This is a genomic window from Wenzhouxiangella sp. YN1 (assembly GCF_056324145.1).
Genome location: NZ_JBJNIO010000155.1, coordinates 71,316 through 90,953, shown reverse-complemented (window position 1 = coordinate 90,953; position 19,638 = coordinate 71,316). Strand labels below are relative to the sequence as shown.

Below are 19,638 nucleotides of genomic sequence, written 5' to 3'. Positions count from 1 at the left end.
GGATGCGGAGCGATACGCGTATCGAAACCGGAGGCTATACCGATGCTTCTTCGCGCACGAACTCGCCTTGCACCAGAATGATTCCGAACTGCCACAGCGTGGCCAGGTCACCGGTGTTTTCAACCTTGGGAGCGATCACGCGGCTGTTGTTTTCGCGCGCGTGGCTGACCAGGCTGGAGAGCTTCTGGCGCAGACCCTCGTTGTCGCCGAGATCCTGGATCATCTCCGGCGCCAGCCGGACGAAGTCGACGCCAAGATGGCGCAGCAGGCTTTCAACCGGCGCTTCCGGGCCGACGTCACAAAGCGCGAATCGGCAGCCGCTGTCCCTGAAACGCTCGATGAAGCTCTGAACCGGACGCAGCTTTTCCCGAACCTCGGCCTCGCGCAACCCCAGGATCATGCGCCCGGGCTCCAGCCCGGAGCTGCTCAGCCGCTTGAGCAATGCCAGCGAAGCCTGCTCATCGCTGATGGTGTCGAGGCTGACCGGCACCAGCCACTGGCCGTTGACGTCGTTGCGTTCGCCGGCCAGGCTTTGCAAGCGGTCCATCATGTCGGCATCGAGTCGCGCGGCCAGTCCGATTCGCGAGGCGATGTGCATGTAGACCGAGGGCAGTATGACCTCATCACTGTCTTCCGGCCGCAGCCGGGTTTCCACTTCGCTGATCAGGAACTCGTCGTCTTCCATGCTGGTGATCGGTGAAGTCACCAGGCTGAACTCATCGTGGTCGAGCGCATGGCGCAGGCGCTCGCCCCAGGCCGCGTCGTCTTCGTCGCCTTCGGCAGATACGCGCGGGCGGTAGCGAACGAAGCTGTTGCCGCCAGCCCGAAGGCTTTCCGTGAGGGCCGATTCGGCCTGCTCGATCAGGACAATCGGCTGCGGCAGCTCGCTGCCGGCAATGGCGAGGCCAACGCCGGCCGAGACCGTCAGGCTGTTGTCGCGGACGTCGATGATGCGGCCGGAGGTGTTGTCGACGATGTCGCTGGCCAGCTTTTCCGCCTCGTTGCGGTCGCTGCTGTCGGCAATCAGCGCGAAGGTGTGGTCGCGCAATCGGGCAATGGCGTAATCTTCGCCGACCACGTCGCGAAACAATCTGGCTGTCTCGCGTACCAGGTCATCGGTGGCGCCAACCCCGGTCTTGTCGAGCAGCTCGCCGTGATTGTCGAGGGCAAACGCCAGCACCGACAGCCCGGCGATATCGGCGCGGCTCTCGACCGTCTGCTGGAGCAACTCCGAAAAGGCCGGAACGTTGAGCATGCCGGTGAGCAGATCGGAGGTCTTGAGCTTGTGCAGTTCTTCTTCGAGCTGCGGGTCGGCCTGCGTGAGCTTTTCGCGCACCAGCATCTGCGCGCAGTATTCACCACCGTAACGGGCCGGCGAGAAGTCGACCGCCGCCGTGAATGTCGAATTGTCCTGACGCTGGGCATTGACCTGCATGGGTTCACCCGGCAGCTCGTCGTGGGCGATGGCCTTGAGCACCTGCTTGAGATCCGGCACTTCCTCGCTGGGCGAGAACAGATCGAGCATGGACAACCCTTCAAGCTCTTCGAAGGTGGCAAAGCCGAACAGCTCCATATAGGCGCGGTTGGCGTAGATATGCAGGCCCTCGTGAATATAGGCGATGGCCTCGCTGGAGCTGTCGAGCAGGAGTGTGTAGCGATCTTCGATATCGGCGAGGCTCTTCAGCGCCTGCCGGGCATCCTTGCGCGCCCGCAGTGATTCCACCTGAGAGACGATGATGCGCTTGAGCTGCCGCAGCCCGGCCTGACTGACAAAGCCCTCGACACCGGCAGCCGCTACGGCGCGGGCGGCGTCGCTGTCTTCTTCGTCAATCATGGCCACGATGGGCACAAAGCGATCCTGATCGCGGGCGGCGCGAACGCTGGCTTCGAGCAGGGGCAGGTCGGCCGAGTCGGCATTGATCATGATCATGTCCACCGACTCGGACTCGAACGTCCGCGAGACCGCATTGCCGGTATCAGCGAACAGGGTGCGAACGCTGGCATCATCGCCGAGCATCTGCTCGAGCTGCCGCGGCGCGGACGGATCGTCGGTAACGGTCAGAATGCGTATTTCGCTCGGCTGATTGGCCATCTGGGGGTGCCCATGTTGCGTCATGATGTAAGGGATCTTAGCGCCGCCGCGCAAGTGTTTAAAGTACCGGCAGTTTATACGGCTCGCCGGCCACTTCGCGTACAAGCCTGGGTACAAGATAGCCCGAAAGCTCGCGCCTGAGGGTATCGATCATGGGCAGCGCCCGCGCTTGATCGACCTCGAAGCGCTGCGCGCCCGAGACCGGATCGAGCAAATGCAGGTAGTAAGGCAGCACGCCGGCCTCGAAGCCGCGCCGCATGAGCGCGGCCAGCGCAGCAGCCGAGTCGTTGATGCCGGCCAGCAGCACCGCCTGGTTGAGGAGGTGGACACCGCGCCCGCGCAACCGCGCCATGGCGTGCGCCACGGTGACGTCGAATTCGTTGGCGTGGTTGGCGTGCACCACCAGCACCACCGGCCAGGGCAGGTGATCCATCCAGTCGAGCAGATCCTCGGTCACGCGATCGGGCAGAATGATCGGCAGGCGCGTGTGGATTCGCAGGCGCCGGATGTGCTTCAGCTCAGCAAGCTGTCGGGTCAGCTCGCGCAGTCGGCGGGTGGGCAGCATCAGCGGGTCGCCGCCGGAAAGAATGACTTCTTCGATGCTTTCATCAGCCCGGATGTGGTCGACAGCCTGTTGCCAGTTCGCGCCGCCGGCGTTGTCGCTGGTGTAGGGGAAAGCCTGACGGAAGCAGTAGCGACAGTGGATGGCACAAGCGCCGGTGGTGATCAGCAGCGCCCGGCCCTGGTATTTGTGCAGCACGCCGGCACCGGCCGAGCTGGCCAGGTCGCCGACCGGATCATCGCTGAAGCCCGGCACGACGCGTGATTCGCTGGCTTCGGGCAGCACCTGCAGCAACAAGGGATCGCGCCGATCACCGATCTGCATACGCTGAATAAAAGCTTCCGGCACGAACATCGGAAAGCGGCTGTCGGTCGGTTCGGCGCCTGAATCGAGGTCGAGCCTGCGCAGCAGGTCGGCGGGTTGGCGGGTGGCGTCACGCAGCTGTTCACGCCAGTTGCCCGGCTTGGGTGAGCCTGCCGTTCGCGCTAAACTATGGAGATTCATCGATCAGTTCTGCTGATGTCTCTGTAAAGTCGTCGTCCCGACCGTCTGCTCGGGGCGTCATTATAATCCGGAGTGCTCATGGCAACCTACAGTACCAACGAATTCAAGACCGGTCTGAAGATCATTCTCAACGGCGATCCCTGCAACATCGTCGAAAACGAGTTCGTCAAGCCCGGCAAGGGTCAGGCCTTCAGCCGTGTGAAGATACGCAATCTGTTGACCGGTCGCGTCATCGAGCGAACCTTCAAGTCCGGCGAGACGGTCGAGGCCGCCGACGTGTTCGAAAAGAACGTGCAGTACCTCTACAGCGACGGCGAGTTCTGGCATTTCATGGACCCCGAAACTTTCGAGCAGCTGGCTGCGGACGAAAAGGCAGTGGGTGATTCCGCGCAGTGGCTCAAGGAAGAGGATCTGTGCCAGGTCACGCTCTGGGACGGATCACCGATCCAGGTCCTGCCGCCCAATTTCGTCGAGCTGCGCATCGTCGAGACCGATCCCGGCCTGCGTGGCGACACCTCCGGCAGCGGCGGCAAGCCGGCCACCCTGGAGACGGGCGCGACCGTTCGGGTGCCGCTGTTCGTTCAGGAAGGCGAAGTCATCAAGGTGGATACGCGCAGCGGCGAGTACATGTCTCGAGTGAAGGACTGAGCCGGTGAGCGCGGGGGTCGATATCCTGCTGCCGCGCTGGATCGTTCCGGTTCACCCCGAGGGGCAGGTGCTCGACAACTACGGCGTACGCGTGGAAAACGGCCGCATTGCGGCGCTGGAACCGGCCGAAGTGCTGCTGCAGCAGGGTGACGAGGCAACGGTCACGCGCCTGCCCGACCAGGTGCTGATCCCGGGCCTGGTCAACATGCATACCCACGGCGCGATGTCCCTGCTGCGCGGGCTGGCCGATGATCTGCCGCTGGCACGCTGGCTCGAGGACCATATCTGGCCAGCCGAGCAACGCTGGGTAGCCCCGGAGTTCGTGCGTGCCGGCACCGAGCTGGCCATGGCCGAAATGCTCAGCGGTGGCGTTACCTGCTTCAACGACAGCTACTTCTTCCCGGACGTGATCGCCGCTGCTGCCGATCGCGCCGGCATGCGTGCAGTTGTTGGTCTTCCGATCATCTCCATGCCCACGGCCTGGGCGCAGACCGAAGACGAGTATTTCCACCGCGGGCTGGAGGTCCACCAGCAGTTGCTCGATCTGCCGCTGGTTTCGCCGGCTTTCGCCCCGCACGCACCGTATACCGTCAGCGATGCCGCTTTCCGCCGGGTGCGCACGCTGGCCGAGGAAATGGATATTCCGGTACACCTGCACCTGCTGGAAACGGCGCAGGAAGCTCGCGAGAGCCTTGACCAGCATGGCCTGCTGCCGCTTGATCGCATGGACTCGCTGGGCTTGTTGACCGATCGCCTGCTGGCCGTTCACATGACCCGGCTCGATGACGCCGATATCGCCCGGCTGGCGCGACACGGCGTGCACGTTCTGCACTGCCCGGCGTCGAATCTCAAGCTGGCCAGCGGCATCTGCCGGGTGGCCGATCTGGATGCCGCCGGCGTCAACGTGGCCATCGGAACCGATGGCGCGGCCAGCAACAACCGCCTGGACATGTTTGCCGAGATGCGTCTGACCGCGCTCCTGGCCAAGGGAGTCAGCGGCAATCCGGAGGCCATTCCGGCCGAACGCGCGCTGTCGATGGCCACCATTCATGGCGCCCGCGCACTGGGCCAGGACGACCGCTTCGGTTCCATCGAGGTGGGCAAGTGCGCCGATCTCGTCGCGGTTGATCTGTCGGCAACGGAAACAGTACCCGTCCATCACGTCATTTCACAGCTGGTCTACGCGGTGTCTCGCCGACAGGTCAGCGATGTCTGGGTGGCAGGCCGTCGATTGCTGGAAAATGGCACGCTGACCACGCTCGATGCCGAGCGGGTGCTGGCGCAGGCCCGGCAGTGGGGCGGGCGGCTGCGGCAAGCCCATCAGGATAACGTCGGAGAACAGTGACCATGAATAGCGAAACCCTCGGAAACAACGTCGACCCGCGCGAGTCCGATCGCTTCGACGCGTTGGCCGCGCGCTGGTGGGACCCGGAAGGTGAACTGCGCACGCTGCACGACATCAACGGCCCGCGGGTGGAGTACCTTGCCGAGCGCCTGCCTCTGGAGGGTCAGCGCGTGCTCGATGTCGGCTGTGGTGGTGGCGTGCTCAGCGAAGCTCTGGCGCAACGCGGTGCCAGGGTAACGGGCATTGATGCCGCCAGTCGGCCGCTGGAGGTGGCCCGCCTGCACATGGCCGAAAGCGATCTCGATATCGACTATCGGCAGCTCACCGCCGAGTCGCTGGCAGCAACCGGGGCCGGTGATTTCGACATCGTCTGCTGCCTGGAGCTGCTCGAACACGTGCCCGATCCGGCACAAACCGTGGCCGCCTGTGCCCAGCTCTGTCGGCCCGGCGGGCATTTGCTGTTCAGCACCATCAATCGTTCGCCGCTGGCCTGGGCGACGGCCATCGTCGGCGCCGAATATGTGCTTGGCCTGCTGCCGCGAGGCACACACCGTCATGATCGCTGCATTCGCCCGCAGGAGCTGGCCGGCGCCTGCCGCCGCAGCGGGTTGAAGGTGCTCGATATCACCGGGATGGCCTACAACCCGTTCTCGCGCACCGTGCGCATCGGTGGCGCGCCGCGGGTCAATTACTTTGTCCTCGCCGTCCGGCCGGAGTGAGACGATGACGCTGACAATGCCCGAAGCCGTTCTGTTTGATCTGGACGGGACGCTGATCGACTCTGCGCCCGATCTGCTGGCGGCCCTGGACCACGTCCGCAGCGGCTTTGATCTGCCGCCGGCCAGCCATCGGCAGCTGCGCGAACACGTTTCCCGCGGCGCTGCAGGGCTGTTGGCGGCCGGCTTGCCTGGCTGGTCCGAAATGACTACGGGCCGCCGTGATGCGGTACGTGAAACCATGCTCGACTTCTATGCTGAAAACTGCTGGCAGCGTTCGGCGCCGTTCGACGGCGTCGAAGCCCTCATCGATGCCCTGTCCCTGCAGGGCATTCCGCTGGGCATTGTTACCAACAAGATCAGTCGCTTTGCCGGGCCGGTGGTCGAGCGCGCCGGCTGGTCCGATTGTTTCGGTTGTCTGGTTGCCGGCGATCAGGTGACCCGTCCCAAGCCGGATCCCGAGTCGGTTCTGGCGGCCTGTCAGGCCCTGCGCGTGCGGCCGGAGCGAACGGTTTTTGTCGGCGACGATCGCCGCGACATTGTTGCCGGTGCGGCCGCGGGCACGCACACCGTCGTCGCCGCCTGGGGGTATTTGCCAGCCTGTGAACAGCCGCAAGACTGGCAGGCCGATGCCGTCATCAGTACGCCAACAGGCCTGCTCGAGCTATTGCCCGCACCGGAGCCGAGCTGATGAAAGCCCCCATGGACTGGTGTCGCCAGCGCATGCTCGGGCCGGGCAGTCCCTTGTCGGCGTCACTGCCTTTTGCGCCCGAGCGCTGGCAGGACGCCATTGTCGCCTTGCGCGCGGTGATTTCCGAGATTGCCGCAGTTCCCGACACCGTCAGCGACGTTGATATCGGACAGAAGAAGCTGGCCTGGTGGCGCGACGCCTTGCACAATCGTGCTGCGCATCCGGCCATCGAGGCACTGGTGGCCAGCGGTGCGGCCGACCGTCTCGCTCCCGAGCGCTTCGAGCCGCTGATCAACAGCGTGGTCGACACCCTGATCACGCCTCGCTTTGAAAGCCTGGAAGACGCCTGGCAGCACTGCGCTGCCCTGGGCGGGCCGGCTGCGGAACTGGAAGCCGAGTTGATTGCACCCGGAGATCTGACAGCCCTGGACTGGTCGGCAGCGGGCGGCTTTGCCTATCTGGTCCGGCTGGTGCGCGATACAGGCCTCGATACGCGTGCCGGTCGCTGGCTCGTGCCGCTGGATCTGCAGGCCGAATATCAGATCGCCCGACAGGATGTGGTCAACGGCACCGCCAGCCGCGGCTGGGACGGCATGATTCGGGCCTGGCTGGATGACGGCTCGCGGCGGATGGCCGGGCCGCTTGGGCAGGCGCCGGCCAAGGTTGCCTGGCGGCAGCGACATCTGCTGATCTCGCACGCGCTGGATCGCCGGCTGGCGCGAGCCCTTGCGCGGCAGCCGCGCCGTATTCTCGAGCGGCGGGTTCGGCCCGGGCAGATGGGCAATGCCTGGGTGGCCTGGCGATCGGCCAGGCGGCTGCGTCGGGCGGTGTGATGGCGCCCGCGAGGGTGGGCGGCGTCAGTCCGAGCTGATGATGTCCGGCCCCTTGCCGGCCGATTTTTCGTAAACACCCTTGCCGATTTTGCGGTACTGGGTGAAACCGGCCCTTTCGACCTCGCTGCTCGACGGCGCGCGCGAATTCTGCCCGGCGAGGCTGGGCGGGGAAATCAGCCGCCGCACGGTCTGCCCGCAATAGGGGCACTTCTGCATCGGCGGGTCGCTGATCTTCTGGAGAATGGTCACCGGTTGGCTGCAATAATCGCAGCCGGCGTCCGGATCGATGCTGACATATTCATAGAACGGCATGGACGCATTGTACCGTTGCAGGTCAAGCGGAGGCTGTCAGGTGGCAGGGACGATGGCAACATTGTTGCGGTACCCGAGCCGGCGGGGAATCTGCGACAATGCCTCATCTGCACCGAATCGTGACTGGAACACTGACGCATGAAAGATTCTCCCAAAGCCGTCTGGCTGGTGACCGGCGCTGCCGGTGCACTGGGCAGTGCGGTTGTCCACCAGGTGATGGCCGCAGGCGCCGACTGTATTGCCCTGGATCGCCAGGCCGGTGGGCTTGACAGCCTGCACGACGATCTGGGCGACAAGCTGGGGCGGGCCCCGGCGTTGATGCCGATGGACCTGGCCGGAGCGGCTCCGGAGGATTATCAGCGCCTGGCCGAGGTGATCGAGGCCGAGTTCGGGCGTATCGATGTGCTGGTTCACAACGCGGCCACCTTCCAGGCCCTGCAGCCGATGCTGCAGCAGCAGCCCGGCGAGTGGCTGGAAATCATGCAGACCTCGCTGACGGCGCCGTTCATGTTGACGGCCGTGCTGGCGCCGCTGATGTCGGCCGGCTCGGCCATCGTTTTTGTCGGTGACGACCACAGCCTGGAAAATCCGGGAGGCTGGGCCGCCTTCGGCGTCGCCCAGGCCGGGCGCAAGCAAATGGTCCGCGTTCTCGAGGCCGAACGCTCACAGGGTGGGCCGCGAGTGATCGCAGTCGACCCCGGACCGTTCTACAGCCCGCTGCGGGTGGCTGCCTGGCCGTCGGACTCACCCGGGCACCTGCCCAGCCCGGCTGCGGCAGCGCGGAAGGTCGTAGCGGCTGTCGAACACGCCGATCAACCCTGAATCAGACTTGAGGAGCCGTGATCATGTCAGACGATCTGTTCATGAAAATCATCGATCGGGAGATCCCCGCCGATATCGTTCACGAGGACGATGAACTTCTGGCCTTTCGCGATATCAATCCGCAGGCGCCGGTGCATGTGCTGATCGTACCCAAGCGCAAGATCGTCACCATCAACGACCTGCAGCCCGAGGACGCAGAACTGATCGGGCGGATGACGCTGGCGGCCAGAAAGATTGCCGCTGACGAGGGCCTGGCAGACGAGGGTTATCGGCTGGTCTTCAACTGTAACGACAAGGGTGGTCAGTCGGTCTATCACATCCACCTGCACCTGCTTGGCGGTCGCCAGATGCAGTGGCCGCCCGGCTGAGGGTTCGTTGCGACATTCCAAAGAAGCTTCAATGACTGAAATTCGAATGTTCGAAACGGCGGGCTGGATTCGGGGTTTCTATCCGTGTTGGGTCTCGGGCAGCCGGCTGCTCATCCAGGCGCCTGAAAGGCCCATGCCGGCGAGGATCAGAATGATGCCGGAGGTTGGCATCACCGTGGTCAGGGCGCCGACGCTGCCGGTCAGCAGCAGGACGACGCCGATGACGGTGTTGCTGACGGCAACATAGTCCGTGCGTTTGTTGCCGCCGGCCAGATCGATAATGTAGGTCTTGCGCCCCAGCCGCACGCCGGAGTGTGTGACCGCCAGCAAGAAGAAAAACAGTGGATACAGCCAGGCGCTGTCGGCGAACATCGGCAGGCCGTGCACGATGCCGACCAGCCCGATCCCCACCAGTGCGGCGCCGGCACCGGCCAGAATCATCACCCGTCGGCTCGAGGCGTCAGCAAAGCGGCCCCAGAATGGCGCCGATACCAGGCTGGCAACGCCATCGGCAATCACGAACAGCCCGAGCACCAGCAAGGCGCCTTCGGTGCGCTCATGCGCCAGCATGATGAAAAACGGAGCGCTCAAGGACGAGCACAGCAGCAGCGAACGGGCAATGACGAATCGGCGGAAATCGGGCTGGCTGCGCAGCAGGTCGAGGCGCTTGAGGGCCTCGCTCAACGCGTTGCCGCCCCCTGACGTGGCACCCGGAAATTCGCGGATCATGGCGTAGCTGATGGAAGCCAGCAGCCAGAGGCTGGCAGCGATCACCAGCAACATCAGGTAGACGCCGCGATGGCCGCCGTCGCCGCCGTCGAACAGCAGCACGACCCCCACGCCGACGGTAATCGAGCCGGCCAGAAACTCCGACCAGCCGCTGACGCGGCCGCGGCGTGTTTTCGGCACGGTCTTGCCGAGCACGTCCTTGGACGCCACCGAGCACAGCCCGCGCGAGAGACTGAACAGCACCAGGGCGGAGAGCAGGCCGATACCGGCGACCGTGCCGCTCAGGCTCAAGGCAACCAGCGCCATGCACACGACCGCCACGGCCTGCAGGACGCTGCCGGCCACGAATGTCCACTTTCTGACCGACTGTCGTCTGACAAAGCTGGCGATCACCAGCTGCGGGATCATGGAGCCCGACTCCCGAATGGGCACCAGGAACGCGGTAAAGATGCCCGGCGCCGACAAAGCGGCGAGCAGCCAGGCGAGAATCGTTTTGGGGTTGGCAATCGAGTCACCCAGTTTGGTCAGGAACTGCGTGACGACCTGGAGGACAAAGTTGCCCGGTACGACGCGACAGGCATCCTCGTCGATATCCTTGCACACACGGGCGTCTTCTTCGTTGACCAGCTTCTGATAGACCGACGCCAGGCGCCGGCTGGCAAAGAACCGTTCTCTCATGGCGCGGGGCTGTCAGTGCCGCGGTCGCTGGTTTCCGTGGCTGCCGGCTCGGGCACATGTGGCGTGACGCGAAGCAGCAGGCCCAGCCACGCCGAATCGAAGTACTCGAAGCGCCCTGGTCGGATGGTTCGGCTTTGTTCAAGCCGGTGCACTCGATAGCTGCCGTGAGCGCCGGCGGGCGCCTGAAAAGAGGCGCCGGGCGTGTCGTCGGCGCGCCAGACCAGGTCGATGTCGGCGTGCATGAACTGGCGCTTGCGTAAACGGATGCTGCCGTCCAGGCGATAGCGTAGCCGGACATCGAGATCCGCGGCGGTCTTGACAGGGTGGCCATGGCGCAGCAGGCGCCCGACCGGCGACAGGTTGACCCAAGCGGCGTCGAGGACCCGGTCATCATGAACATGCACGGCCTGGCGCGTTGCCCGGTCGATCGGTTGATGCCAGGCCAGCGTGGCGTGAACACGATAGGCGCCGGAGCGCTGCAATCGCGACAGGGCCTGTTGCATGGGCTGATCGAGTGCGTCCAGAGCCAGCCATGGGGTCGGTAAAGGCAGCAGGCGGGTCGTCGATTCAGCCTGCCCGCTGTCTTCGAGTCGCGACATGGTTTCCACGAGCTTGAGCGTGGCTTCGAGTTCGGCGTCTTCGCCATCGGCCATTCTGCGGTCGCCGGGGTTTTCCAGGGCCAGCGCGCGGCGCTTCGGGTCCACGGCCTGACCGAAGTCGGTCAGTTCACTGACCGGCCAATCGTCCGATTCGCCGTTGACCGGCGTGAACACGATGGCTTCGACGCGAAAGAGCGCCGTGTCAGCGCCGCGGGCCGGTGCCGTCGCGGGTGGAATGGCGAACAGACCGGTCAAGAGGGCAGGGAGGAGCAGTCGCGAAAGCTTCATGGGCCAGAGTTTACCCGAGTCGGGCAGGGAGGTGATCGATCGGTCCCGCCCCTCTGGCAGGGGCGACAGAAGTTTCCGCTCCCAACGGGCTGGAAATGCCCACAGCAGCGCGGGCCGAATGTCGGCCCGCGCGACAGGATCAGTCGATCGGATCGACCGAGACGCGAACCCGGATCGTATCCCCGGGATAACGGTCCATCGTCGTTCTGTGGAGGCGCCCGCCGTATTCATAGGTCACACGATAACCACCGTCCACCGTTCGCTCGCGCCAGTCGCGCTGCACCCGGCAGCGTTCGCGAGTGACTGCTCGGCGGCCGCCGTCGCGGGCTTTCGAGCTGTCGTGCCCGATGCTGCCGCCGAGCAGGGCGCCGGCAGCCGTTGCCGCGTCCCTGCCGCCACCGCTGCCGAACTGATTGCCGATCACGCCGCCAATGATGGCGCCCATGATCGTCGGCGTATGCGAATGGCGACGCGTCCTGACGTACTCGATCTCTTCGCGGCAGATTTCACGGTTGATCGGCGTGCGGTGAACCTCCCGAATCGGCTCGACATCGACGACGCGGGCGAGCTCGTAACCGCTACTGCCAGCCAGCGCCACGCTGCTTGCTGCAAGCGCGGCGGTCATGATCAGAAGCTCCTTGATTTTCATCGTCCGTTCTCCATCAGTTGCAGGCGGCTGTTGCCAGCGTTGGCACAATCCTAGTCCAGCCCGGCTGAATCGGCTCTGAATCGCCCGGGCCTCATTGATTGAGCAGCGATGCCGAACGGGTTCAGCGGTTTGAATGATGGCGGTGTTGGCTGTGCCGGACAAGGCGGTCGTGCAACTCGTCAACGGCTTGCTTGAGGGTATCGAGCGAGCCGGTGTTATCGATGACCTCATCGGCCATTGCCAGCCGCTGTTGGCGCGTGGCCTGGGCCGCCAGCATCGCTTCGGCCTGCTGGCGTTCGATGCCGTCGCGTTCCTGCAGCCGGCGGATCTGAGTCGATTCGGGAACATCCACGACCACGACACAATCGGCATCGCCAAACAGCCCGGTCTCGGCCAGCAACGGGACCACGACCACGACATAGTCGGCCTGCTCGTGCGTGGCGATCTGGCGCCGTGCTTCTGCCGCGATCAGCGGGTGCAGGATGTGCTCGAGTCTCTGGCGTGCTTCGGGGCGTTCGAATACCTTGTCGCGCAGGCGGCGACGTGCAAGCTGTCCGTGCTCGTCCAGTACCTCGGTCCCGAAAGCCTCGACGATGGCGGCCAGGCCCGGGCTGCCGGGGGCAACCACCTGACGCGCAATGACATCGGTATCGACCACGGGTGCACCTTTGGCTGCCAGACGACTGGAGATCGCCGTCTTGCCGCTGGCCACTCCGCCGGTAAGGGCGACAACAAAGGGCTGCTGGTAACGCCTGGACGGATTCATGCTGGTGCATTCGGCAATCATGGCGGCCATTATGCCGGCCGTGGCCGGCGGGTGTGAGAGGACGCATCGGTTCGCCACGGAGTGTGCTTCACTTGGCTGACGGTTTGCGTTAATGTGACCTGCAGGGAGACTTGTATTTGTTTATCGGGGACAGTTCATTGACCGATATTCTGATTGTCGAGGACCATGACCTGGTCCGCACCGGGCTGAAGAACATTCTGGCGGCTGAGCGCGACCTGAAGGTCGTCGGCGAGGCCGCCAGCGGCGAAGAGGCGATTCGCCTTTGCCGCGAGTTGCAACCCGATCTTGTCTTGATGGATGTCGGTTTGCCCGGTCTGTCGGGACTCGAGACGACCGAGCGAATTCTCAAGGCACAGCCGGCGATCCGGGTGATCGTTCTGACGGCCTACAGTGAGCCGCCGCTGCCGGCACGCTTGCTCGATTCCGGCGCATCCGGGTACCTCACCAAGGCCTGCGATGCCGCAGAATTGTTGCGCGCGGTGCGACAGGTGAGGCTGGGCGAGCGCTATATCGGCGCCGATATCTCGCAGCAACTGGCCATTTCCCTGCTTCCGGGCACACCACAATCGCCTTTTCAGGAGCTGACCAGCCGTGAGCTGGAGATTGCGTTGATGCTCACTCAGGGAATGAACATGCAGGCCATCGGCAAGACCCTGCATGTCAGCCCCAAGACCGTGGCCACCTACAAGTACCGCATTTACGACAAGATCGGGGTCAGTAACGAGGTTGAGCTCTTGCGCATGGCCTTGCGCCATGGCGTGGTTTCGGAGATCTGAGTGCGCCTGCCGGGCGGCCATCGGGCCGCCCGGCAGGACATGACTTCAGCGCTGCGATCTATTCCTTGTCGCTGAGGCGGTAGATGCCGCCGCCTTCGGGAATGGCGCCGGAACTGCGCTCGGCTTTTTCCTGCGGCTTTCCGCCACCGCCTGACTGACTGCCGCGCCCGGAGCGCTCTTTGTCCGGCTTCTGCTCCGGCTTCTTCTCGGGCTTCTTCTCGGGCTTCTTCTCGGGCTTCTGCTCAGGCTTCTGCTCAGGCTTCTGCTCAGGCTTCTGCTCAGGCTTCTGCTCAGGCTTCTGCTCAGCCTTCTGCTCAGGCTTCTGCTCCGGCTTCTGCTCGGGCTTCTGCTCCGGCTTCTTCTCGGGCTTCTGCTCAGGCTTCTGCTCAGGCCTCTGCTCCGGCTTCTGCTCGGGCTTCTGCTCGGGCTTCTGGTCCGGCTTCTGCTCGGGCTTCTGCTCGGGCTTCTGGTCCGGCTTCTGGTTCGGCTTCTGCTCCGGCTTCTGATCCGGCTTCTGATCCGGCTTCTGATCCGGCTTCTGATCCGGCTTCTGATCCGGCTTCTGATCCGGCTTCTGGTCCGGCTTCTGGTCCGGCTTCTGGTCCGGCTTCTGGTCCGGCTTCTGGTCCGGCTGCCGGCCCGATCTCGGGTTGGCGCCGCCGCTGCGGCTGCGGCGTTTCTTGCCGCCGCGTCGACGACGCTTTTTCTTCTTTTTCGCCCCGTCGTCTACGGAGCCATCTTCGTCGGGTTTGTGGCCGCGTCGGCTTTGCTGTGGTCCCGTGCTGCCGCTCTGGTCGCCGTTCTGTCGACCGCCGGTTTTCTTCTTCTTGCCGGTTTTCTTCTTTTTCTTCTTGTGGCCGGGCCGCTCCTGCTGGTGACCGGGGCCGGCGGCGGTGCGGTCGCTGCGCTTGCCGGCGGGCTTGTGTGTGCGCCTGCGATTGCGGGAATGATCCTTTTCGTCATCATCGCTGCTGCCGAACAGCCTGTTCAGAATCGCCTTCAGCCAGGCGACCAGGCCGCCATCACTCTGCGCTGGCGTGGGTGCCGGCGCGGTACGCTGGATACGGCTCACGGCTGCTGGCTGTGGGGCGGGTGCGGGCTGGGCCTCGGTCTGTGCCGGCAGGGACTCTATCTCCTCGCCGCTGGCCAGGGCATAGCTCGGCTCGTCGACCGACTCGCTGGTGCGCAACCGCTGCACTTCAAAGCGCGGGGTTTCGATCCAGCGGTTGGCCACCACGGTGATGCTGACCTTCGTCCGCTGCTCGATTTCCTCGGTGGCCTGGCGTTTCTCGTTGAGCAGGAAGTTGGCCACTTCGATGGGTGCCTGAACGATCACCCGCGAAGTGTGTTCCTTCATCGACTCTTCTTCAGCCAGGCGCAGGATCGACAGCGCCAGAGATTCGATCGAGCGAATTGCGCCGTAGCCATCGCAGCGCGGGCAGGTGATGTAGCTTGACTCCCCAAGGGAAGGGCGCAATCGCTGGCGAGACATCTCGAGCAGGCCGAAACGCGAAATGCGGCCGAACTGGACCCGTGCCTTGTCCATTTTCATGGCTTCGCGCAGACGGGACTCGACCTGGCGCTGGGCATCCTTGCTCATCATGTCGATGAAATCGATGACCACCAGCCCACCGAGGTCGCGCAGCCGCAGCTGCCGGGCGATTTCATCGGCCGCTTCCAGGTTGGTCTGCAGCGCGGTTTCTTCGATATCAGCCCCCTTGGTCGCTCGCGAGGAGTTGATGTCGATCGAAAGCAGCGCCTCGGTGTGGTCGATGACTACCGCGCCGCCGGAGGGCAGGCGGACTTCGCGGGCGAAAGCCGACTCGATCTGGCTCTCGATCTGGTAGCGCGAAAACAGCGGGGTATCATCCTGATAGAGCTTGAGTTTTCGCAGGTTGTGCGGCATGACCTGCTGCATGAACTCGCGTGCATCTTCGAAAACCTTCCCGTCATCGATCAGGATTTCGCCGATGTCCTCGCGCAGGTAGTCGCGCAGGGCGCGGATGATCAGGTTGCTTTCCTGATAGATCAGGAAGGGTGCCTTGCGGCTGTCAGCGGCGTCCTTGATGGCGCGCCACAGCTGCAGCAGATAGTCCAGGTCCCACTGCAGCTCCTCACGGTCGCGCCCGACGCCGGCGGTGCGGACAATGCAGCCCATGCCGTTGGGAATCTCGATTTCCTTGAGGGTGTCAAGCAGTTCCTTGCGCTCGTCGCGGGTGATCTGGCGCGAGACTCCGCCGGCACGCGGGTTGTTGGGCATCAATACCAGGTAGCGGCCGGCCAGCGAGATGAAGGTGGTCAGCGCTGCGCCCTTGGTGCCGCGCTCCTCCTTGTCGACCTGAACGATGACCTCCTGACCGCTCTGGACGGCGTCCTTGATCTCCAGGCGCTCACCTGATTCCAGTGCCTTGATGGCCGCATCACCGAAGTAATCACGGCTGATTTCCTTCATCGAGAGGAATCCGTGGCGCTCGGAACCGAATTCCACGAAACAGGCGTCCAGGCTGGGCTCGACGCGTGTGATTCGGCCCTTGTAGATGTTGGATTTCTTCTGCTCCTGGGCGGGCACCTCGATATCGAGGTCAAGCAGGGTCTGGCCATCGGCAATGGCCACGCGCAACTCTTCAGGCTGAGTTGCGTTGATCAGCATGCGTTTCATTTGTTTTTCCTCCGGCGCTCCCGGTGACAACGGGCAGAGGTCTTCGGGGCGGGTGCCGGACACGGGCCGGGCTCCGTTCAGGGAGCCGGGGCGGGCAAACCAGCCAGCATTCATCAACGCCGGGCTTGATGCCCGGGCTGGCGGTCAAGGCCGCCGACCCATTGGCGGCGGCGTCTGGCTTGCATGCGGCCGCGCGAGGCGCTGGCCTGCAGTATCTGACACCGAGCCCGGAGGCGATACTTCGCCGGCTCCGGGAGCGCATGATCTTTTTATCAAGGCCGCCAGGTTTCGTTCTTTCGAAACAGGCAGGCGGCACGTCTCAATCCGCGGTGCCGAATCGCGGCGCTTGCGCCCGCGAGGTCGGCGTACAATTCGATCGGGTTGTGACCGAATCGCTCCCGTGGGGCTCTTGACGAACGCTACGGGAGTCGAGCAAATGGTTCTGATACCTGATGCTGTATCGGCCGCTCAAGCGCGACCATGGGCAAGCCGAGCTTGTATCGGCATCGCCGGATATGTCAGCATTCATGGCCAGGTGCGCGCGTGTCTTTTGGATCTTGCGGGCCGCTTTTGCGGCGATAATGCAGCCACGTTCTGCGCCTGGCGCGGGAATTTTATCATTGATTCGAATCAGGCGATAGTCGGGTGATAGCCGGCCTGAATCGTCTGCATCGCAGGACCGGAATTTCGATGGCACAGGACAACAAGCCCGGCGGCGTTCGGTATGTCACCGCCGGTCGGGATCGAGCCGGGCAACGCCTGGACAATTTCCTCATGGGCGAACTGGGCCCGGTTCCGCGGGGCCTGGTCTATCGGCTGGTGAGAACCGGGCAGGTTCGGGTCAACGGCGGCCGCGCCAAGCCGATGAAAAAGCTCGAGGCCGGGGACGAAGTGCGCATTCCGCCGGTGGCGCGACAGGCGCCTGAACAGCGCCGCCTGCCCGACGGGCTGCTGGCACGCATCCGCGCCCGCGTGGTCTCGCAAGATGATGATCTGTTGATACTGGACAAGCCCTCGGGGCTGGCGGTTCAGGCGGGCACGGGGCTGGGCTGGGGGCTGATGGATGTGCTGGCACACATCGGTGAGGGCTTCCGCCCGGTGCATCGCATCGATCGCTCGACCAGCGGGGTGCTGGTGGTCGCGCGCCACCACCGGGCGGCGCGCGAGCTGCAGAAGGCGTTTTCCGGCCGGACGGTCGAGAAATACTATCTGGCGCTGCTCGAAGGCAGGCTCGAACAAGAGCACATGACGATCGATTCACCGCTGAAGAAGATTCGTGACGGCAGCGGTCAGCACCGCGTCATTGCTGCGCCGGACGGGCAGCCCGCGGTCACGCACCTGCGCCTGCGCGAACATGTTGGTGACTATAGTTACGTGGAGGCCAGCATCGAAACCGGGCGTACGCATCAGATCCGCGCCCATGCCGCCAGCATCGGGCACCCGCTGGCCGGCGATGACCGGTACAATCAGAATCCGGCGCCGGCGGGGCTGAAGCGACTGTTCCTGCATGCGCATTGTCTGAAGCTGCCCTGGCCAACGCAGCAGGTCTTTTCGGTGCCTCTCCCGGATGAACTGAGTTCGGTGCTGAATCGACTGCGCCAGGGCTGACCGCCCGTCTGACAAGGGAACCCGCGAGCGTATGTATCACCCCTTGAGCACCTTTGTTGGCCTGCGCTATTTGCGCGCCAAGCGCCGCAACCACTTCATCTCCTTCATCTCTCTGGTGTCCATGGGCGGCATTGCGCTGGGCGTGATGGTGCTCATCACCGTATTGAGCGTGATGAATGGCTTCGAGCAGGAGTTGCGCGAGCGCATCCTCGGCATGATCTCGCATGCCACCATCGAGGGCTACGAGCGCCGCTTGCCCGATTGGCAGAACCTGCTTGAGCAAGTAGGCGACCACCCCTCGGTGGTGGGCTCGGCTCCCTATGTCGAGCAGGAAACCCTGATCAAGGGCCGCGCAACCGCCGGGGCCCAGGTGCGCGGCATCGACCCGCGGCTCGAACCACAGGTTTCCGATATTGGCAAGCTGCTGCACCACAACAATCTTGATGCACTCGAGCCGGGGCAGTGGCGCGTGCTTCTGGGCGGCGGTCTGGCAGCGAGGCTGGGCGTGCGCGAGGGGGATTCGGTGACCATTTTCGCGCCCGAGATCCGTTCGACCCCGGCGGGGGTTGTCCCGCAGGTTCGCCGTTTCGAGGTTGCCGGGATCTTCGAGGCCGGCGTGCAACAATACGATACCGGCCTGGCTGTGATTCACTATCGTGACGCCCAGCGGCTGTTTCGGCTGAGCGACGATCAGGTCAGCGGTATCCGCCTCAAATTCGACGACATGATGCGCGCCCGGGCCATCGCCTGGGAGCTCAACGACGAGCTTGGCGGCAGGCATCGCGTGCGCGACTGGACGCAGCAGCACGCCAACTTCTTCCGCGCGGTAAGAACCGAGAAAACGGTGATGTTCATCATCCTGTCGCTGATCATCGCCGTGGCGGCCTTCAACATCATTTCAACTCTGGTGATGGTGGTCACCGACAAGCAGGCCGATATCGCCATTCTGAAGACCATGGGAATGGGCCCGAAGAAGATCATGGCCATCTTCATTGTGCAGGGTTCGCTGATCGGCATCATCGGCACGTTGCTGGGCATCGTTGCCGGCATCACCCTGGCGCTGAACGTCGAAGCCATCGTCGCCTGGCTGGAACAGATTCTGAGCACCGACTTTCTTTCCGCTGATGTGTACTACATCAGCGATCTGCCCTCGGAGCTGCGTTTGAGCGACGTCGCCAGGTTCGGAACCCTGGCTCTGGTGCTGTCGCTGCTGTCAACGATTTATCCGGCCTGGCGGGCCGCACGGACCGAACCGGTGGAGGCGCTGCGTCATGAATGAATTTGTCATCCGGGCGCGGGGCCTGTCGCGCAGTTTCGTTCAGGGGCGCGCCGAATTGAACGTGCTCAAGGCCGTCGATTTCGAGGTTCGGCCCGGCGAGCAGGTAGCCATTCTTGGTGCTTCGGGAGTCGGCAAGAGTACGCTGCTGCACTTGCTTGGCGGGTTGGACAAGCCCACGGCAGGCAGCGTGGAGGTCGCCGGAGAAGACATGGCGCAGGCCGATGAAACGCGCCGCGCTGCCCTCCGCAACCGTCATCTTGGTTTTGTCTATCAGTTTCATCACCTGTTGCCGGAATTCACCGCTCTGGAGAACGTGGCGATGCCGCTGTTGATTGCCGGCCACAGCGCCGCCAGGGCCGCGGCCGAAGCCGAGGCGTTGCTGAGCCGCGTGGGCCTGGGTGAGCGCCTTGCGCACAAGCCCGGTGAGCTGTCGGGCGGTGAACGTCAGCGCGCGGCAGTGGCGCGCGCGCTGATCAACCGGCCCGCCTGCGTGCTGGGAGACGAGCCCACCGGCAACCTTGATGAACGCAATGCCGACCACGTCTACGAGCTCATGCTCGAGCTCAATCGTGAGTTTCGCACCAGCGTCGTGCTGGTCACCCATGATCCACAGCTGGCCCGCCGCATGGATCGACGACTGGAAATGACCGAGGGCCGGCTCGTGCCCATGGACTGAGCGATGGCAGGCCGGGG

Annotated in this window: 19 protein-coding genes; 11 read left to right on the top strand and 8 right to left on the bottom strand. The window is 64.1% G+C overall.

All coding sequences use genetic code 11. From position 1 onward, the window contains the following. Window positions 1-34: 34 nt before the first annotated feature. Window positions 35-2,092 carry an EAL domain-containing response regulator gene (locus tag ACEWQZ_RS11710; protein ID WP_476483273.1) on the bottom strand — a complete coding sequence of 686 codons (2,058 nt, stop codon included), beginning with the start codon at window positions 2,090-2,092 and terminating at the stop codon, window positions 35-37. Window positions 2,093-2,150: 58 nt separating this feature from the next. Continuing rightward, entirely contained in the window at window positions 2,151-3,158 is a 1,008-nt protein-coding gene (gene epmB / locus ACEWQZ_RS11705) for an EF-P beta-lysylation protein EpmB (protein WP_476483272.1), read from the bottom strand. A gap of 78 nt (window positions 3,159-3,236) precedes the next feature. On the opposite strand from epmB, the gene efp reads away from it, so the two are divergent. From efp to ACEWQZ_RS11680, 5 genes are read left to right on the top strand one after another with little or no spacing between them, the layout of a single operon-like run. Then, window positions 3,237-3,806, top strand: coding sequence for an elongation factor P (gene efp / locus ACEWQZ_RS11700; RefSeq protein WP_476483271.1), 570 nt, complete (start codon window positions 3,237-3,239; stop codon window positions 3,804-3,806). Window positions 3,807-3,810: 4 nt separating this feature from the next. Then, window positions 3,811-5,151: a TRZ/ATZ family hydrolase gene (locus ACEWQZ_RS11695; protein WP_476483270.1), complete on the top strand. Its 1,341-nt coding sequence runs from the start codon at window positions 3,811-3,813 to the stop codon at window positions 5,149-5,151. A gap of 2 nt (window positions 5,152-5,153) precedes the next feature. Next, window positions 5,154-5,870, top strand: coding sequence for a bifunctional 2-polyprenyl-6-hydroxyphenol methylase/3-demethylubiquinol 3-O-methyltransferase UbiG (ubiG, locus tag ACEWQZ_RS11690; protein ID WP_476483269.1), 717 nt, complete (start codon window positions 5,154-5,156; stop codon window positions 5,868-5,870). Window positions 5,871-5,874: 4 nt separating this feature from the next. Further along, window positions 5,875-6,558: an HAD family hydrolase gene (locus ACEWQZ_RS11685; protein ID WP_476483268.1), complete on the top strand. Its 684-nt coding sequence runs from the start codon at window positions 5,875-5,877 to the stop codon at window positions 6,556-6,558. Beyond that, a complete protein-coding gene (locus tag ACEWQZ_RS11680; RefSeq protein WP_476483267.1) occupies window positions 6,558-7,391 on the top strand; it encodes a phytoene/squalene synthase family protein in 834 nt (277 codons plus the stop codon). Before ACEWQZ_RS11685 ends, ACEWQZ_RS11680 begins: the two co-directional genes overlap by 1 nt. 24 nt (window positions 7,392-7,415) lie before the next feature. Here ACEWQZ_RS11680 and ACEWQZ_RS11675 read toward each other — a convergent pair whose 3' ends face one another. Then, on the bottom strand, window positions 7,416-7,703 hold the full coding sequence (locus ACEWQZ_RS11675) for an FmdB family zinc ribbon protein (protein WP_476483266.1): 288 nt from the start codon (window positions 7,701-7,703) through the stop codon (window positions 7,416-7,418). Window positions 7,704-7,841: 138 nt separating this feature from the next. On the opposite strand from ACEWQZ_RS11675, the gene ACEWQZ_RS11670 reads away from it, so the two are divergent. Both ACEWQZ_RS11670 and ACEWQZ_RS11665 read left to right on the top strand, forming a co-directional pair. Further along, on the top strand, window positions 7,842-8,525 hold the full coding sequence (locus ACEWQZ_RS11670) for an SDR family NAD(P)-dependent oxidoreductase (RefSeq protein ID WP_476483265.1): 684 nt from the start codon (window positions 7,842-7,844) through the stop codon (window positions 8,523-8,525). 23 nt (window positions 8,526-8,548) lie between these two features. Continuing rightward, window positions 8,549-8,893, top strand: coding sequence for a histidine triad nucleotide-binding protein (locus ACEWQZ_RS11665; RefSeq protein WP_476483264.1), 345 nt, complete (start codon window positions 8,549-8,551; stop codon window positions 8,891-8,893). Between the two features lie 78 nt (window positions 8,894-8,971). Here the strand turns inward: ACEWQZ_RS11665 and ACEWQZ_RS11660 are convergent, their stop codons facing one another. From ACEWQZ_RS11660 to coaE, 4 genes are all read right to left on the bottom strand, one after another. Continuing rightward, entirely contained in the window at window positions 8,972-10,300 is a 1,329-nt protein-coding gene (locus ACEWQZ_RS11660) for an MFS transporter (RefSeq protein WP_476483263.1), read from the bottom strand. Beyond that, window positions 10,297-11,187, bottom strand: a complete 891-nt coding sequence (locus ACEWQZ_RS11655) for a CsiV family protein (protein WP_476483262.1) — start codon at window positions 11,185-11,187, stop codon at window positions 10,297-10,299. The genes ACEWQZ_RS11660 and ACEWQZ_RS11655 overlap by 4 nt, the downstream gene beginning before the upstream one ends. A 139-nt stretch (window positions 11,188-11,326) precedes the next feature. Continuing rightward, window positions 11,327-11,836 carry a glycine zipper 2TM domain-containing protein gene (locus ACEWQZ_RS11650; protein WP_476483261.1) on the bottom strand — a complete coding sequence of 170 codons (510 nt, stop codon included), beginning with the start codon at window positions 11,834-11,836 and terminating at the stop codon, window positions 11,327-11,329. A gap of 121 nt (window positions 11,837-11,957) precedes the next feature. Continuing rightward, window positions 11,958-12,602, bottom strand: a complete 645-nt coding sequence (gene coaE, locus ACEWQZ_RS11645) for a dephospho-CoA kinase (protein ID WP_476483260.1) — start codon at window positions 12,600-12,602, stop codon at window positions 11,958-11,960. Between the two features lie 158 nt (window positions 12,603-12,760). Between coaE and ACEWQZ_RS11640 the strand changes: the two genes are divergently transcribed. Further along, window positions 12,761-13,399, top strand: a complete 639-nt coding sequence (locus ACEWQZ_RS11640; protein ID WP_476483259.1) for a response regulator — start codon at window positions 12,761-12,763, stop codon at window positions 13,397-13,399. A gap of 58 nt (window positions 13,400-13,457) precedes the next feature. Here the strand turns inward: ACEWQZ_RS11640 and ACEWQZ_RS11635 are convergent, their stop codons facing one another. Further along, complete coding sequence (locus tag ACEWQZ_RS11635) at window positions 13,458-16,058, bottom strand: Rne/Rng family ribonuclease (RefSeq protein WP_476483258.1); 2,601 nt, start codon at window positions 16,056-16,058, stop codon at window positions 13,458-13,460. A gap of 690 nt (window positions 16,059-16,748) precedes the next feature. Here ACEWQZ_RS11635 and ACEWQZ_RS11630 point away from each other — a divergent pair. The 3 genes from ACEWQZ_RS11630 to lolD are packed head-to-tail and all read left to right on the top strand — an operon-like array spanning window position 16,749 to window position 19,621. Beyond that, window positions 16,749-17,666: an RluA family pseudouridine synthase gene (locus tag ACEWQZ_RS11630; RefSeq protein WP_476483257.1), complete on the top strand. Its 918-nt coding sequence runs from the start codon at window positions 16,749-16,751 to the stop codon at window positions 17,664-17,666. 31 nt (window positions 17,667-17,697) lie between these two features. Continuing rightward, window positions 17,698-18,945 carry a lipoprotein-releasing ABC transporter permease subunit gene (locus ACEWQZ_RS11625; protein WP_476483256.1) on the top strand — a complete coding sequence of 416 codons (1,248 nt, stop codon included), beginning with the start codon at window positions 17,698-17,700 and terminating at the stop codon, window positions 18,943-18,945. Continuing rightward, window positions 18,938-19,621 carry a lipoprotein-releasing ABC transporter ATP-binding protein LolD gene (lolD, locus tag ACEWQZ_RS11620; protein WP_476483255.1) on the top strand — a complete coding sequence of 228 codons (684 nt, stop codon included), beginning with the start codon at window positions 18,938-18,940 and terminating at the stop codon, window positions 19,619-19,621. Before ACEWQZ_RS11625 ends, lolD begins: the two co-directional genes overlap by 8 nt. Window positions 19,622-19,638: the final 17 nt, after the last annotated feature.